We start from the raw sequence: 15,854 nt of genomic DNA on the forward strand, positions 1-15,854 counted from the left end.
GGTCCGCAGGACCTTCGGCGAGTCCACTGTCGCCGGGTCCCTTCGGGCAGTGCGCAGCCTGTGACGATCTAGTAATCCGTCAGGTCCGCCAGGGGATGGCGACCTTCCCAGGCCTTGTGGAAATGCGCCTCCACCACGGCCTCGGGCACGCTGGTGATATCCGCCCAGTGCCAGTGCGGCTGATGATCCTTGTCGATCAGCCGCGCGCGCACGCCTTCGGCAAATTCCGGATGCCGGCAGCAGTTCAGGCTCAGGGTGTACTCCATCTGGAACACCTCGGCCAGGGACAGGTAGCGGGCGCGGCGGATTTGTTCCCACACCAGGTGTGCAGTCAGCGGGCAGCCTTCGACAAGGGTCTTGGCCGCACGGCTGTAGAGGGCATCGCTGTGGTTGTGCAATTGGCTGATAGCCCGCCAGGCACAGCCCACGTCACTGACATCCAGCCAGCTGTCGATCTGTTGCCGGCGCGGCAGCCATTGAGCGTCGGGCATCTGCTCCAGGGCTTCCTGTTGCAGGGCCTTGAGCAGGCTGTTGAGCTGCCTTGGGGTCTGTTCCTGCCAGTTCAGTTGCAGCAGGCCCTCGATCAGCGCTTCCTGTTGCTCATCGAGCAGGAAACGGTCGGCAAGGTTCAGGTCCAGAGCGTCGCGGCCGTTCATATGGGCGCCGGTAAGGCCCAGGAACAGCCCGAGCTTGCCGGGCATGCGCGACAGGAACCAACTGGCGCCCACATCCGGGTACAGGCCAATGCTGATTTCCGGCATTGCCAGGCGGCTGCTGGGGGTGACGATACGAATGCCAGCACCTTGCAGCAGCCCCATGCCGCCACCGAGGACATAACCGTGGCCCCAGCAGATCAGTGGTTTGGGGTAGGTGTGCAAGCGATAGTCGAGGCGGTATTCCGCGGCGAAGAAGTGCCCGGCCAGCGGCGGCACTTCGCCGGGGTGAGCCAGGCAGGCCTGGGCCAGGCTGCGCACTTCGCCGCCGGCGCAGAAAGCCTTGGCGCCGTTGCCCCGCAACAGCACGCACACTACCTGCGGGTCCTTGGCCCAGGTGTCGAGGTGTTCGCTCAACTGCTGGATCATGGGCAGGGACAGGGCGTTCAGGGATTTTTCCGCGTCCAGGGTGGCAATGGCGATGCGTGCACCATCGGTGCCGGTGAGTTCTTCGACGTGCAGGTTCATCGTGACCTCGATGGGAAATTTAAGCGGTCAGTATGATCGCTGTAAGGGAAAGTGCCGGTTCTGTGTCAGATCAATTGACAAGCGAAGTGGGCTTTCCTAGGGTGCGGCCATTGTTTTTTCACGGGCATGGCCATGACTGCTGACGATCGTATCAAACTCGAACCGAGCTGGAAGGAGGCCCTGCGTGCCGAATTCGACCAGCCCTACATGAGCGAACTGCGGGAGTTCCTGCGCCAGGAACATGCCGCCGGCAAGGAAATCTACCCGCCGGGACCGATGATCTTCAACGCCTTGAACTCCACGCCGCTGGACAAGGTCAAGGTGGTGATCCTCGGCCAGGACCCCTACCACGGGCCGGGTCAGGCCCATGGGTTGTGCTTCTCGGTGCAGCCCGGGGTGCCCGCGCCACCGTCGCTGGTGAATATCTATAAAGAGCTCAAGCGCGACCTGAACATCGACATCCCCAACCATGGCTACCTGCAGAGCTGGGCCGACCAGGGCGTGCTGATGCTCAACACCACCATGACCGTGGAACGGGCGAACGCCGCTTCCCATGCGGGCAAGGGCTGGCAGTTCTTCACCGACCGGATCATCGAAGTGGTCAGCGAGCATCAGCCGCACCTGGTGTTCCTGCTGTGGGGCGCCCATGCCCAGAGCAAGCAGAAGCTGATCGACGCCACCAAGCACCTGGTGCTGACCTCGGTGCACCCTTCGCCCTTGTCGGCCTATCGCGGCTTTCTTGGTTGCGGGCATTTCAGCCGCACCAACAAATACCTCGAGCAGAACGGCGAGACGCCGATCGAGTGGCGCCTGCCGCCGTTGTAACCAGTGCTCGATGGGGGGGCTGCTTGGCGGCCACCCCGCTCGCGACTTGAACCAAGGCATATCTGTAGCCGCTGCCGCAGGCTGCGAACGGCCCGTGGGGACGCGGCGGTGGTTCGGCCACTGAAGGTCCTGCGGACCTTGTCGCAGCCTGGGGCTACAGGGGGCCTTTGTTCCAGTGGCGGAACAGGGGCTCGGCGAGAAACAGCACGAACAGCAACCTCATGACCTGCATCGCCGTTACCAATGGCACCGACAGTTGCAGGACCTCGGCCGTCAGGCTCATTTCCGCAATACCGCCGGGCATCATGCCCAGGGTCAGCGAGCGCAGGTCCAGGCGGGTCAGGGCGCTCAGGCCCAGGGCTGCGAGGCCGGCGATCAGCATGGTCAGGGCGGTGCCGATCAGGGTGCGGCCCATGAACGAAGGGGCCCGGCGAAAGAACTGGCGGTTGAAGTGGCAGCCCAGGCCGCTGCCAATCAGCCACTGGCCCATCTGGCTGGCGCCGTCGGGCAGGCCGATGTGCAGGTCCCAGGCGATGCTCAGTGTCGCGCTGAGCAGCAGGGGGCCGAACAGCCAGGGGTTGGGCTGGCGCAGGCGCTGCCAGAGCCAGGCCAGCAGGGCACCGGCCGGAAACAGCAGGGCCAGCCAGCGCCAGTCCACCGTAGCGGCATGCAGGGCGGGCGTGCCTTCCCCCAGCAGGTACTTGAACGCCGCCGGCACACAGAGCACCACCGTCAGTACCCGCAGGCTCTGCCCGGCCGCTACCCGGCTGAGCACCGCGCCGTTGCGCGCGCCGAGGTTGACCATCTCCCCGGAGCCGCCGGGCATGCTGGAGAAGAACGCGGTGGCCCGGTCCTCGCCGGTGCGCCGCAAGAGCCAGACCCCGACCACGCTGGACAGGCTGGTGACCAGGGCACCGAAGAAGATCAGGCCGAAATGGCTCAGCACCTGCTCCATCACCTGCGGGGTGAAGTGCAGGCCGATGCCGATGCCCACTACCCATTGCCCGCATTTGCGCCCGCCGGGGATTTCCGCCAGTTGCCAGGGCGTCAGGCAGCGCACCAGGATGATCGCCAGCAACGAGCCGACCATCCACGGCAGCGGCCAGCCGATCTGGCTGGCGAGGTAGCCGCCAGCCAGGCCCACCAGGGGCGTGCCCCACCACTGTTTCCAAGTGGATTCAGACATCGGCCACGGCACGTTGCTGGGCCGCGCGCTTGCGCCAGATACGCAGCAGCGGCATCAGCAGCATGATCACGGTCAGCACCCAGACCCCGACGGTGATCGGGCTCGACCAGAGGATCTCCATGGCGCCGTTGGAAATCGACAGCGCCCGGCGCAGGTTCTGCTCCATCAGGCCACCGAGGATGAAGCCCAGCAGCACTGGCGACAGCGGGAAGTCCAGCTTGCGCAGGATGTAGCCGAAGATGCCGATGCCCACCATCAGGAACAGGTCGAAGGTGGTGGCGTGTACCGCATAGACGCCGATCCCGGTAATGATGGCGATCACCGGCACCAGGGCCCAGTTCGGCACCGCAAGGATGCGGGTGAAGATGCGGATCATCGGGATGTTGAGGATCACCAGCATGATGTTGGCGATGAACAGCGAGGCGATCAGGCCCCAGACGATATCCGGCTGTTGCTGGAACAGCAGCGGGCCGGGGGTGATGTTGTACAGCGACAGGGCGCCGATCATCACCGCGGTGGTGCCGGAACCGGGCACGCCGAGGGTCAGCATTGGTACCAGGGCGCCACAGGCCGAGGCGCCGATGGCGGTTTCCGGTGCTGCCAGGCCGCGCTTGTCGCCCTGGCCAAAGGTGCCGCTGGCACCGGCGATGCGTTTCTCGGTCATGTAGGCCACGGCGCTGGCCAGGGTCGCGCCGGCTCCGGGCAGCACGCCCATGATGAAGCCCAGCAGGCCGCAGCGGATGTTCACCACGAACACCGAGGCCGCTTCCTTGAAGTTGAACATCATGCGCCCGGTGGCCTTCACCGCTTCCTGGCCGCGATGGGTCTTTTCCAGCAGCAGGAGAATCTCGCTGATGGAGAACAGGCCCAGCACCAGCACCACGAACTGGATGCCGTCGGTGAGGTGGATATTGTCCCCGGTGAAGCGGTACACACCGCTGTTGGCGTCGATGCCCACCGCCGACAGGAACAGCCCGATCAGCGCGGCAATGAAGGTCTTCAGCGGCCGGTCGCCGGCCATGCCGCCCAGGCAGACGATGGCGAACACCATCAGCACGAAGTACTCCGCCGGGCCGAAGGCGATCGCCCACTTGGCCAGCAGCGGGGCGAACAGCACCATGCCGCAGGTGGCGATTAAGGCACCGATGAACGAACTCCAGGCCGACAACGACAGGGCTACGCCCGCCAGGCCCTTGCGTGCCATGGGGTAACCGTCGAGGGTGGTCATCACGGTGGAGGCTTCGCCGGGAATGTTCAGCAGGATCGAGCTGATCCGGCCGCCGTATTCGCAGCCCAGGTACACCGCCGCCAAGAGGATCAGCGCCGATTCCGGCGGCAGGCCCAGGGCGAAGGCGATGGGGATCAGCAGCGCCACGCCGTTGATCGGGCCCAGGCCCGGCAGCAGCCCGACCACGGTGCCGATCAGGGTGCCGGACAAAGCGGTGACCAGGTTGTAGGGGGTCAGTGCAACGCCGAAGCCCTGGCCCAGATAGCTGAGGGTATCCATATCAATTCTCCAGAACGTCGAGCAGGCCGAGGGGCAGGGGGACGTCCATGACTCGGTCGAACAACCAGTAGAGGCCGACACTGAGCAGGCAGATGATCACCAGGCTGGGCAGCCAGCGGCCGCCGTACAGGCGGGCCATGGGCACGCCGATGAGAATGCTGGCGACGATGAAGCCCAAGGGCTCGAAGGCCCCGGCGAAGACCAGCAGCAAGGCCACGCAGAGGGCGATCTTGGTCAGGGTCTGCCGGTCCAGGGGCGGTTCTTCTTCGCTGTGCTTGATCGGTGCCGGGCGAAACAGCATGTACAGCAGGGCCAGGCCCATCAGCCCGAGCATCAGCAGGGGGAAGGCCCGCGGGCCCACCGGTTCGTAGGAAAAGGCCGCCTGGTAGGGCCAGGCCATCAGTGCCAGGCCGGCACAGGCCAGCAGCAACACCGCGGCGAAGAGACGTTGAACGAGCATGGCTAACTCCCGGGCCCGGCCCCCGATGCGCGAGGGCCGGGCCGTCAGAAAGGGACGGTCACTGGATCAGGCCGAACTCTTTGGCCAGGGTCTTGTAGTCGGCTACCTGCTTCTTCACGTAGGTATCCAGTTCCGGGCCGGTCATGGCGAAGGGGAACAGCTCGCGCTGGTCGCGCAGCTTGGCGAACTCTTCGGAGGCCAGCAGCTTGTCGAAGGCCTCTTTCCACCAGGCGTACTCCGCATCGCTGACCTTAGGCCCGAGGTAGAAGCCGCGTACCACCGGCCAGACGATGTCGTAGCCCTGCTCCTTGGCGGTGGGGATGTCTTTCATTTCCGGCTCGTCCAGGCGCTGCTCGGAGAACACCGCCAGCAGGCGCATGTCGCCGGCCAGGATATGCGGCATGGAGTCGGAGATGTCGGTACTGCCGACCTGGATATGCCCGCCCAGCAGGGCAGTGGCGATCTCGCCGCCGCCTTCCAGGGCGACATAGCGCAGATCCCGCGGGTTGATCCCGGCGGCCTTGGCGATCAGCGCGGTCTGCATCCAGTCCTGGCTGCCGACGGTGCCACCGGAGCCGATCACCACTTTGCTCGGGTCTTTCTTCAGGGCCTGGACCAGATCGTCGAGGTTCTTGTAGGGCGAATCGCTTTTCACCGCGATGGCGCCGTAGCTGGTGCCCACCGCCGCCAGCCAGCGCACCGCGCTTTCATCGAAGCGGCCGAACTTGCCCTGGGCCAGGTTCAGCAGCGAACCACTGGACCAGGCAACCAGGGTCCCGGCATCGGCCGGACGCTGGGCCACCACCGCGTTATAGGCCACGGCCCCGACACCGCCGGGCATGTAGGTCACGCGCATCGGCTTGGAGAGGAGTTTCTCGTTGACCAGGGCGCTTTGCGCCAGCTTGCAGGTCAGGTCGAAACCGCCGCCAGGGGAGGCCGGGGCGATGCATTCCGGGCGCTTGGGCTCGGCGGAGGCTGCCAGCAACTGGCCGGCGAACAACATGCAGCCGGCGGCGAGGGCGAGTTTGCGCAGTGAAAGGTCCATGAGCGTCTCCACAGGAGTTGTTGTAGGTATGTCCGGGTCATCCCCGACCCGTTTTTCGTAGGAGCGTGATAGGTGGGGCTTACCACAGCGCTAGGCTGTAGCTCACCAGCAGGCGTACTTCATCCGCATCGCGTGCCGAATAGTTGGAACGGTAGGTGGCGTTGCGCAGGCGCACGGCGACGTCCTTGAAGGTGCCGCTTTGCACTACGTATTTGACCTCGGTGTTACGTTCCCACTCTTTGCCGGTGTCGCCGTTCTTCAGGGCAATGTTGTCGCCGCTGAGGTAGCGGGTCATGAAGCTCAGGCCGGGCACTCCCAGCTTGGCGAAGTCGAAGTCGTAACGGGCTTGCCAGGAGCGCTCCTCGGCCCCGGCGAAGTCGTTGATCTGCACGAAGTTCACCAGGTATGGGTCGCTGCCATCGACGTAGGGGAAAGCGCTGTCGCCGGACATGTGCTGGTAGCCGGCGCTGAGTTTATGCCCGTTGAGGGCGTAGCTCACCAGGCCGTTGAGGGATTTGTTGTCGATCTTGCCGCCCCGGGCCTGGCCCTGGTCGTCGCTGATGGCCAGGCGCAGGTCGCTGCCGAAGGTGCCCGGGCCCATGGGCTGGGAGGCTACCAGGCCGAGAAAGTGCTGGTTGTAGACATCGTCCAGTTGGGCGAAGTGGTAGCTGCCGGTGATCTTGTCGGTGAACTTGTAGTCCAGGCCGCCGAAATTGAAGTGCTTGCCGGCCACGGTGCCGGCGAAGCGGCTGTTCTTGTTGTTGAGGCGGATATCCTCGTAGTTGCTGTCATCGCGGTCCTTGGCCTTGTCCAGGCGACCACCGGTGAAGGTCAGGTTCTTGATCTCCCTGGAGGTCAGCAAGCCGCCCTCGAAGGTCTGCGGCAGGATGCGCCCGTCGTTGGGCTTGAGGATCGGCAGTTCCGGAATCAGGCTGCCGATTTTCAGTTCGGTGGCGGAAATCTTCACCTTGCCGGTCAGGCCGAGCTTGGAGTACTCGTTGGCCGCGCGCCCGTCATCGTGGGTCGGCAGCAGGCCGGTACCGGTGCGGTCGGGGCTGGAGTCGAGCTTGACCCCGAGCATGCCCAGGGCGTCCAGGCCGAAGCCCACGGTACCTTCGGTGTAGCCCGACTGCAGGTTGAGCATGAACCCCTGGGCCCATTCGTCGCGCTTGGACTGCTGGGCGCTGGTGCCGTCGCGAAAGTCGCGGTTGAAGTACATGTTGCGGGTTTCGAAGGTGGCGCTGCTGTCTTCGATAAAGGCGGCCTGGCTCAAGGGCGCGAAACCGGCAAGGGTGGCGGCGCTGGCAAGAGCAGTCGGGGTCAGACGGGAAAAGCGCGTGGGCTGGACAGCCTGAGGGTGCGTGGATGGCATCCTGGAGTACTCCGTTATTGTTCTTATTTTGACGAAAACGCTTCGAGGCGTTTTGCGGGTCAGCGGCCTTCACGGCCAGGGCAGTCGAGACTGTCCGTGGCGGGACTCTAAAGGGCCAACCTTTCGCTAACCTTTCAGTGCACTTTCGTGGCTTTCGGGCTTCACAGCGGCGGTTGCGGCGGTACACTCCGCGCCAAAGAGCGGCGTCGATCCCCCCTGAAACGAGGTAAACAGCCATGCGAGTCCTGCTCGTGGAAGACCATCTGCAACTGGCCGAAAGTATCGCCCAGGCGCTCAAGAGTACCGGCCTGACCGTGGATGTGCTGCACGATGGGGTGGCGGCCGACCTGGCCCTGGGCAGCGAGGAATACGCCGTGGCGATCCTTGATGTCGGCCTGCCGCGCATGGATGGTTTCGAAGTGCTGGCGCGCCTGCGGGCCCGCGGCAAGAACCTGCCGGTGCTGATGCTGACCGCCCGCAGTGACGTCAAGGACCGGGTCCACGGCCTGAACCTGGGGGCCGACGATTACCTGGCCAAGCCCTTCGAGCTGACCGAGCTGGAGGCCCGGGTCAAGGCCCTGTTGCGCCGCAGCGTGCTGGGGGGCGAGCGCCAGCAGCGTTGCGGAGTGCTGGCCTATGACCTGGACACCCGGCGTTTCACCCTGGGCGAGGAGTTGCTGACCCTGACTTCCCGCGAACAGGCGGTGCTCGAAGCCTTGATCGCCCGCCCCGGCCGGGTCATGAGCAAGGAGCAACTGGCCTCCCAGGTGTTCGGCCTGGACGAAGAGGCCAGCCCCGACGCCATCGAGATCTACGTGCACCGCCTGCGCAAGAAGCTCGACGGCCATGCGGTCGCCATCGTCACCTTCCGCGGCCTGGGCTACCTGCTGGAAAGCCGCGATGCATAAGCCCAGCAGCCTGCGCTGGCGCTTGCTGTGGAACCTCGCACTGCTGCTGGTGGTGCTGATGCTGGCCAGCGGCCTGAGCGCCTACTGGAACGGCCGTGAGGCCGCCGATACCGCCTATGACCGGACCTTGCTGGCTTCGGCGCGAACCATCGCCGCCGGCTTGTCCCAGCGCGATGGCAGCCTGAGTGCCAACGTGCCCTATGTGGCCCTGGACACCTTTGCCTACGACAGCGCCGGGCGCATCTACTACCAGGTCAACGACATCCATCAGACACTGATTTCCGGTTATGAGAACCTGCCCGGGCCGCCGCCCGGCACCCCGCGAACCGATGATTACCCGGCCCTGGCGCGCTTCTACGACGCCCGCTACCAGGGCCAGAACGTACGGGTGGTGAGCCTGCTCAAGGCGGTCAGCGAGCCGAACATGAACGGCATGGCGGAAATCCGCGTGGCGGAGACCGACGAGGCGCGGGTGGCCATGGCCCGCAGCCTGATGGCCGATACCCTGCTGCGCCTGGGCATGCTGGCCATCGGCGCCCTGGTGCTGGTGTGGTTTGCGGTGAGTGCGGCCTTGCGCCCCCTGGAACGCCTGCGCGGGGCGGTGGAAGAGCGCCAGCCGGACGACCTGCGGCCGCTGCCCCTGGTCTCGGTGCAGCGCGAACTGTGGCCGCTGGTACGCGCCTTGAACCATTTCACCGAGCGCCTGCGCGGGCAGTTCGAGCGCCAGGCGCAGTTCATCGCCGAGGCTGCCCATGAGTTGCGCACCCCGCTGGCTGCGCTCAAGGCCCGCCTGGAACTGGGCTTGCGCGCAAGTGAGCCGGATACCTGGCGCGCCACTCTGGAAAGTGCGGCCCAGGGCACCGACCGCCTGACCCACCTGGCCAATCAGTTGCTGTCCCTGGCCCGGGTGGAAAACGGCGCCCGGGCGATCGCCGAGGGCGGGGCGCAGTTGCTCGACCTCAGCCAGCTGGCCCGTGAACTGGGCATGGCCATGGCGCCTCTGGCCCATGCCCGGGGCGTGGCCCTGGCCCTGGAGGCCGACGAACCGGTGTGGCTCAGGGGCGAACCGACCCTGCTCAATGAACTGCTCAGCAATCTGGTGGACAACGCCCTGGCCCATACTCCGCCGGGTGGCAATGTGGTGCTGCGGGTGTCACCGCCCGGGGTGCTGGAGGTGGAGGACGATGGGCCGGGCATTCCCCTGGAAGACCGTGACCGGGTCTTCGAGCGCTTCTACCGGCGCAATCAGCAGGGTGCGGGTTCGGGCCTGGGGCTGGCGATCGTCGGTGAGATCTGTCGCGCGCACCTGGCACAGATCAGCCTGCACGATGGCGAGCCGTCGGGGTTGAAGGTGCGGGTGAGCTTTACAGCCGGCTAGGGGATGCTCAATAGAGCATGGAGCGGGATTCTTCCAGGTCCAGGCACATGGCCTTGTTGTCCGGGTCTATCCCCAGCTTCTTGAAGGCCGGCACGCTGAAGGCGTCGATCCGCGACAGCGGGTGCTCGGTGTCCTTGTGGCAGTACAGGGTCGCCACTTGGACCAGGTCGACGTAGTCGATCCGGCTCGACTGGCGGCTGAAGTCCAGGTATTGCCCGGGGATCTCCACCAGTTGCTCGGGGAACTCCCAGACCCGCAGCAGCTTGTCTCCCAGCAACGGGTGGATGCGCTCGATCACGTGATTGAGGCTGACCGGGTCGGAGAGCAGTTCGTAGTGGTCTTCGGCGTAGGTAAGAATCGGCAGCACGCCAATCTGGTGCACCAGGCCGCCCAGGGCCGCCTGGTCCGGCTTGAGCTGGCTGTAGCTGCGGCACAGCGCATAACTGACCCCGGCCACCTCCAGGCTGCGGCGCCAGACATCGCGCATTTTCTGTTCCACCACTTCGGAGCGGGCGTTGAAGATCTGCTCCATCACCAGGCCGATGGCCAGGTTGCTGCTGTAGTTGACCCCCAGGCGGGTGATTGCCGTGTGCAGGTCGGTGACTTCCTGGGCCGCCCTTAGCAAGGGGCTGTTGACCACCTTGATCAGCCGCGCCGACAGCGCGGTATCGCGGCCTATCACCTTGCTCAGGGTACTGACGCTGATTTCCGGGTCTTCGGCTGCCTGGCGAATCTGCAGGGCCACCTCCGGCAGGGTTGGCAGAACCAGGTCATCGTTGCCGATGGCCTCCAGCAAATCCTGTTGGACCTTTTGCGCCAGCTCAGTCATGTAAGTTCTCTAGGGTGTTGCAAGAAAAGGCAGGCAATCAGCGCTGGATCTCGCGGTCGCGATCCAGCTGGTACGGCAGGTCCAGCAGTTGCAGGGTTGGCCCTTCGAGTGTTTCCAGGTGCAGTTCGCCCCCTTCCACCGCTTCGGCCTGCAGCACGGCCAGCAGTTCCACGCCCTGCTGCGCCCGGGCGGCCAGGACCACTTCGCCAATGGCGCTGTTGTGGCTGGGAGCGAACAGCGCAGTGCCTGGAACGGGGAGGGCGTCGCCAGGCAGGGCAAGGCGGTACAGGCGACGCTTGAGCTTGCCCAGGTACTGCATGCGGGCGACGATTTCCTGGCCGGTGTAGCAGCCTTTCTTGAAGCTGACGCCGCCAACGGCCTGCAGGTTGAGCATCTGTGGAATGAACAGTTCACGGGTCTCGGGCATGACTTGGCCGAGGCCGGCGCGGACTTGCCCCAGCAGCCACTGGTTCAGCTCGCCCTCGGGCAGTTGCGCGGCCAGTTGCTGGCGCAGGCTGGCGACGCGCTCGGCCGGCACCCAGAGTTCGGCGCGCTGGCTGGATACGCGCAAGGCGATCAGGCCATCGGCGCGGGCCACGGAGCCGTCTTCCTCGGGCAGCTCAAGGCCCAGACCGCTCAGGGCGACCTGGGCATCGGCCAGGCCGAAACGCGCCCAACTGGCGCTTTCGTCGGCAAGCTTGGCCTTGGAGAACACCGCGTACTTCTTCAGGTCCGCCAGTTGCGGCTCGATCAGCTCGCGGGCCATGGCCAGTAGGCAGCCGTCGCCTTCCAGAAGGATGCGGAAGCTCGATTGCATGCGGCCTTTCTGATTGCAGCGGGCGCCGAGGCTGGACTGGCTGTCACTGAGGTAATTGAGGTTGCAGGTCAACTGACCCTGAAGGAATTTGCTGGCGTCAGGCCCGCGGACAGCAAGCACGCCTTCGTGGGAGAGGGAGCAGAAAAAAGCGGAGTCAGCCATGGTTCATCGCAGGGTAAAAAGTCTGGAGCACATCATAAGGGGGCGCCCCTGAAATGGATAGTTCACAAAGGATGGGTGGCCACCGACCAAAGCCGACTGTTCTCGTCTCCCCCGGGCTGTATACTTGCGCTCTATTTGAGGAGCGCTCCATGGTTGAAGATGTTGAACTGAATCGCCTCTACTGGCACAGCCGCCGCGGCATGCTTGAGCTGGACGTATTGCTGGTGCCGTTCGTCAGGGAGGTGTACCCGCATCTCAATGAGACCGACCGCGAGTGCTATCGCAAGCTGTTGGAGTGCGAGGATCAGGACATGTTTGGCTGGTTCATGGAGCGCAGCGAGTCCGAGGACCCCGAGCTGCAACGCATGGTCCGCATGATTCTGGACCGTGTCCAACCCAAGTAGGTTGTTCGAATGCCGCTGGCGTGCCTCACGGCAACTGCTGGCGGCCTACCTGCTGGCCCAGGCGTTCGCCCTGGGCGCGTTTTTCCTGCTGGATCTTCCGTCTGTCGCCAGGCTCGTGGGGCTAGGGTTGTGCCTGCTGCACGCCGGCTGGGTGTTGCCGCGGCAGATTCTCTTGAGCCATCCACGGGCCTTCACCGGGTTGCGTCATTCGCCCGAAGGCTGGCAGCTGTGGAGTCGATCCGAGGGGTGGCAGGCCGTGCAGTTGCGCCCCGACAGCCTGGCGCTGCCATTGATCGTGGTGCTGCGTTTTCGGCTGCGGGGGGAGCGCTGGGTGCGCTCCCTCTGTGTACCGCGGGACGCGCAGGCCGCCGACCAGCATCGGCGCCTGCGGCTGCGGCTCAAGTTCAGCCGGCGTAGGTGGGCGGCACCAGAATAGTGTCCCGGGCCTCGGGCAGCATCTGCGGGTAGTCCAGGGTGTAGTGCAGGCCGCGGCTCTCCTTGCGCTCCATGGCCGAGAGAATCATCAGCTCGGCCACCTGGGCCAGGTTGCGCAGCTCGATCAGGTCACGGCTGACCTTGTAGTTGCTGTAGAACTCGTCGATCTCGTCCAGCAGCAGGCGCACCCGGTGCTGGGCCCGCTGCAGGCGCTTGTTGGTACGCACTATGCCTACGTAGTCCCACATGAACCGCCGCAACTCGTCCCAGTTGTGCGCAATGATCACGTCTTCATCGGAATCGGTGACCTGGCTGGCATCCCAGGCGGGCAGGGCGATGGGGATCGACACCTGGGGCAGTTGCCGAAGGATGTCGGCCGCCGCCGAACGGGCGTAGACGAAGCACTCCAGCAATGAGTTGCTGGCCATCCGGTTGGCGCCGTGCAGGCCGGTGAAGCTGGTTTCGCCAATGGCGTACAGGCCCGGCACGTCGGTGCGGCCCTGTTGGTCCACCATCACCCCGCCGCAGGTGTAGTGCGCGGCCGGCACCACCGGGATCGGCTGCCGGGTGATATCGATGGAAAACTCCAGGCAACGCTCGTAAACGGTGGGGAAGTGGCTCTTGATGAAGGCTTCCGGCTTGTGGCTGATGTCCAGGTACACGCAGTCGATGCCCAGGCGCTTCATTTCATGGTCGATGGCCCGGGCCACGATGTCCCGTGGTGCCAGCTCGGCCCGAGGGTCGAAGCGCGGCATGAAGCGTTCGCCGTTGGGCAGCTTGAGGTGGGCGCCTTCGCCACGCAGGGCTTCGGTAATCAGGAAGCTCTTGGCCAATGGGTGATACAGGCAGGTGGGGTGGAACTGGTTGAATTCCAGGTTGGCCACCCGGCAGCCCGAGCGCCAGGCCATGGCGATACCGTCGCCGCAGGCACTGTCGGGGTTGCTGGTATAGAGGTAGACCTTGGCTGCGCCGCCGGAGGCGAGGATCACGAAGCGTGCGCCAAAGGTGTCGACCTGGCCGGTGCTGCGGTTGAGCACGTAGGCTCCCAGGCAGCGGTCGCCTTCCAGCCCCAGGCGTTTTTCGGTGATCAGGTCGACGGCGACCCGTTGTTCCAGCAATTCGATATTGGGGTGTTGCCGAGCCTGGGCCAGCAGGGTCTTGAAGATGGCCGCACCGGTGGCATCCGCCGCGTGGATGATCCGCCGGTGGCTGTGGCCGCCCTCGCGGGTCAGGTGGAATTCGAAGCCGCTGTCGTCGCTGCTGGAGTCTTCGTCGCGGGTAAAGGGCACGCCCTGGTCGATCAGCCACTGGATGGCCTCGCGGCTGTGTTCAACGGTAAAGCGCACCGCATCCTCGTGGCACAGGCCGCCGCCGGCATTGAGGGTGTCATCGACGTGGGATTCTACGGTGTCGGTATCATCCAGCACGGCCGCGACGCCGCCCTGGGCCCTGAATGTCGAGCCGTTGGCGAGGTCGCCTTTGCTCAAGACGGCAATACGCAGGTGGCTGGGCAGGGTCAGGGCCAGGCTCAAGCCGGCGGCACCGCTGCCAATCACCAGAACATCGTGTTGAAACTGTTGGCTCATTTGAAGGATTCCGCTCAAAGCGACCCGGGAAGGGGTTGGCGCAAGACGCCTGAATCGGCAAGTCAAAGCAGCCACACAGCCCACTAGTATATAGAGGGGGGGATCGGCACAATAGTCGCGCCTTCATGGCATTGTGCGACTTCACCGAGCAAAAGCGTTGCTCTCGGTCAGTCCGATATTCGGAGCATTCCAGCCTCTGGAGCGGCTGATCGAAGACATAGGGCGGTTTTTCTTGCCACCGTTACACAATCTTCGTCTGGCGCAGCTATAAAGATTGGGAACTTTTGCCAAGGCCCCAAACTCAATAGAAGGTTGCCTGAAAGAAGGGACAGCGTCGGTTATATCCAAGGTTTACAGTGTGTCCCTTGTGACAGAATTCGACGACAGGATTATTCGCGCAGCCGGCCTCGCCCGTGCTGCGTTTTTCGTGCGTGCCGGATCAGAGCCCGCAGGAAACTTGCTTGGAGGGGGAGAACTTTTGCGAAAAGCCCGAGTCTATGTTTGCAAGCCTGATCGTTTAGTGATGCAAGCCTCCTCCGAGCTTATCGAGGAGTGTTCATGCTAACCCAGGAAGAGGATCAGCAGCTGGTCGAACGCGTTCAGCGTGGCGACAAGCGAGCGTTCGATCTGCTCGTGCTGAAGTACCAGCACAAAATTCTCGGGTTGATCGTGCGTTTCGTGCACGACACCCATGAAGCCCAGGATGTTGCACAAGAAGCTTTTATCAAGGCTTACCGTGCACTAGGTAATTTTCGGGGTGACAGCGCGTTTTACACGTGGCTGTACCGTATCGCCATCAACACGGCGAAAAACTATCTGGTTTCACGCGGCCGCAGGCCGCCGGATAGCGATGTAAGTTCTGAGGATGCGGAGTTCTATGACGGCGATCATGGCCTGAAGGATCTCGAATCGCCGGAGCGTGCGTTGCTGCGGGATGAGATCGAGGGCACCGTCCATCGAACCATCCAGCAACTGCCTGAAGATTTGCGTACGGCCTTAACTTTACGTGAATTCGATGGTCTGAGTTACGAGGACATTGCGAGCGTCATGCAGTGTCCGGTGGGTACCGTGCGCTCCCGGATTTTCCGCGCTCGGGAAGCCATCGATAAAGCCCTGCAGCCGTTGTTGCAGGAAACCTGAGACAGCGGCGACAGCCAAGAGAGGAACCGCCATGAGTCGTGAAGCCCTGCAGGAATCGCTGTCCGCGGTGATGGATAACGAAGCGGACGAACTGGAATTGCGTCGGGTATTGAATGCCGTCGACGAAGTGGAAACCCGTGAGACCTGGGCCCGTTATCAAATCGCCCGGGCAGCCATGCACAAGGAGTTGCTGCTTCCGCGTCTGGACATCGCCGCTGCCGTTTCTGCAGCTCTGGCTGATGAGGCCGTGCCGGCCAAAGCCTCCCGCGGACCTTGGCGCAGCCTGGGCCGTCTGGCAGTAGCTGCCTCGGTGACCGTGGCCGTGCTGGCCGGTGTTCGCCTGTACAACCAGGACGAGATCGCAGGTGTCGAACTGGCACAGCAAACCGGCCAGCCCACCCTGGCGACTCCACAAGTCAAAGGGCCGGCAGTACTGGCCGGCTACAATGAAAGCTCGGAAGCTACTGGCCCCATGGCCAATGGCGTACTACAAGGGCAGCCAGGCTGGCACGATCAGCGTCTGCCAAGCTACTTGCGCCAGCACGCCCAGCAAGCTGCACTCAAAGGCACTGAAAGCGCTCTGCCTTACGCCCGTGCGGCAAGCCTGGAAAACCGCTAA

Annotated in this window: 16 protein-coding genes; 7 read left to right on the forward strand and 9 right to left on the reverse strand. The window is 64.2% G+C overall.

All coding sequences use genetic code 11. The annotated features are described in order from the left end of the window. Positions 1-68: 68 nt before the first annotated feature. Positions 69-1,181: an enoyl-CoA hydratase/isomerase family protein gene (locus BM382_RS15605; protein WP_072443254.1), complete on the reverse strand. Its 1,113-nt coding sequence runs from the start codon at positions 1,179-1,181 to the stop codon at positions 69-71. 132 nt (positions 1,182-1,313) lie between these two features. Here BM382_RS15605 and ung point away from each other — a divergent pair, with 132 nt between their 5' ends. Then, positions 1,314-2,006 carry a uracil-DNA glycosylase gene (ung, locus tag BM382_RS15610; protein WP_041120579.1) on the forward strand — a complete coding sequence of 231 codons (693 nt, stop codon included), beginning with the start codon at positions 1,314-1,316 and terminating at the stop codon, positions 2,004-2,006. Positions 2,007-2,160: 154 nt separating this feature from the next. Here the strand turns inward: ung and BM382_RS15615 are convergent, their stop codons facing one another. From BM382_RS15615 to BM382_RS15635, 5 genes are all read right to left on the reverse strand, one after another. Further along, positions 2,161-3,192, reverse strand: a complete 1,032-nt coding sequence (locus tag BM382_RS15615; protein ID WP_072443256.1) for an AbrB family transcriptional regulator — start codon at positions 3,190-3,192, stop codon at positions 2,161-2,163. Next, on the reverse strand, positions 3,185-4,699 hold the full coding sequence (locus tag BM382_RS15620; protein WP_072443258.1) for a tripartite tricarboxylate transporter permease: 1,515 nt from the start codon (positions 4,697-4,699) through the stop codon (positions 3,185-3,187). Before BM382_RS15620 ends, BM382_RS15615 begins: the two co-directional genes overlap by 8 nt. Position 4,700: 1 nt before the next feature. Then, entirely contained in the window at positions 4,701-5,159 is a 459-nt protein-coding gene (locus BM382_RS15625) for a tripartite tricarboxylate transporter TctB family protein (RefSeq protein WP_011059778.1), read from the reverse strand. Positions 5,160-5,217: 58 nt separating this feature from the next. Further along, positions 5,218-6,204, reverse strand: a complete 987-nt coding sequence (locus tag BM382_RS15630; protein ID WP_011059779.1) for a Bug family tripartite tricarboxylate transporter substrate binding protein — start codon at positions 6,202-6,204, stop codon at positions 5,218-5,220. 79 nt (positions 6,205-6,283) lie between these two features. Continuing rightward, the gene (locus BM382_RS15635; protein WP_072443260.1) at positions 6,284-7,576 is read right to left on the reverse strand and encodes an OprD family porin; all 1,293 of its coding nucleotides are present in this window, start codon (positions 7,574-7,576) and stop codon (positions 6,284-6,286) included. 236 nt (positions 7,577-7,812) lie between these two features. Here BM382_RS15635 and BM382_RS15640 point away from each other — a divergent pair, with 236 nt between their 5' ends. Then, positions 7,813-8,484, forward strand: a complete 672-nt coding sequence (locus BM382_RS15640) for a response regulator (protein WP_011059781.1) — start codon at positions 7,813-7,815, stop codon at positions 8,482-8,484. After that, entirely contained in the window at positions 8,477-9,862 is a 1,386-nt protein-coding gene (locus BM382_RS15645) for a sensor histidine kinase (RefSeq protein ID WP_011059782.1), read from the forward strand. Before BM382_RS15640 ends, BM382_RS15645 begins: the two co-directional genes overlap by 8 nt. A gap of 7 nt (positions 9,863-9,869) precedes the next feature. On the opposite strand, the gene BM382_RS15650 is transcribed toward BM382_RS15645, so the two are convergent. Together BM382_RS15650 and BM382_RS15655 are read right to left on the reverse strand one after the other, a co-directional pair. Further along, entirely contained in the window at positions 9,870-10,691 is an 822-nt protein-coding gene (locus BM382_RS15650; RefSeq protein ID WP_011059783.1) for an HDOD domain-containing protein, read from the reverse strand. Positions 10,692-10,728: 37 nt separating this feature from the next. Next, complete coding sequence (locus tag BM382_RS15655; protein ID WP_019093294.1) at positions 10,729-11,670, reverse strand: CAF17-like 4Fe-4S cluster assembly/insertion protein YgfZ; 942 nt, start codon at positions 11,668-11,670, stop codon at positions 10,729-10,731. A 149-nt stretch (positions 11,671-11,819) separates the two neighbouring features. Here BM382_RS15655 and BM382_RS15660 point away from each other — a divergent pair, with 149 nt between their 5' ends. Both BM382_RS15660 and BM382_RS15665 read left to right on the forward strand, forming a co-directional pair. Then, positions 11,820-12,074 (forward strand): FAD assembly factor SdhE, encoded by a 255-nt coding sequence (locus BM382_RS15660; protein ID WP_011059785.1) that lies wholly within the window; start codon positions 11,820-11,822, stop codon positions 12,072-12,074. Continuing rightward, the gene (locus BM382_RS15665; RefSeq protein ID WP_015634517.1) at positions 12,058-12,510 is read left to right on the forward strand and encodes a protein YgfX; all 453 of its coding nucleotides are present in this window, start codon (positions 12,058-12,060) and stop codon (positions 12,508-12,510) included. The genes BM382_RS15660 and BM382_RS15665 overlap by 17 nt, the downstream gene beginning before the upstream one ends. Here BM382_RS15665 and nadB read toward each other — a convergent pair. Beyond that, on the reverse strand, positions 12,479-14,095 hold the full coding sequence (gene nadB, locus BM382_RS15670) for an L-aspartate oxidase (RefSeq protein WP_011059787.1): 1,617 nt from the start codon (positions 14,093-14,095) through the stop codon (positions 12,479-12,481). The genes BM382_RS15665 and nadB overlap by 32 nt on opposite strands. A gap of 558 nt (positions 14,096-14,653) precedes the next feature. Here nadB and rpoE point away from each other — a divergent pair. Continuing rightward, positions 14,654-15,235: an RNA polymerase sigma factor RpoE/AlgU gene (rpoE, locus tag BM382_RS15675; RefSeq protein ID WP_007930230.1), complete on the forward strand. Its 582-nt coding sequence runs from the start codon at positions 14,654-14,656 to the stop codon at positions 15,233-15,235. Positions 15,236-15,266: 31 nt separating this feature from the next. Continuing rightward, complete coding sequence (locus BM382_RS15680; protein WP_011059788.1) at positions 15,267-15,854, forward strand: sigma-E factor negative regulatory protein; 588 nt, start codon at positions 15,267-15,269, stop codon at positions 15,852-15,854.

This window comes from Pseudomonas sp. NFPP25, assembly GCF_900116505.1.
GTDB lineage: Bacteria > Pseudomonadota > Gammaproteobacteria > Pseudomonadales > Pseudomonadaceae > Aquipseudomonas > Aquipseudomonas protegens.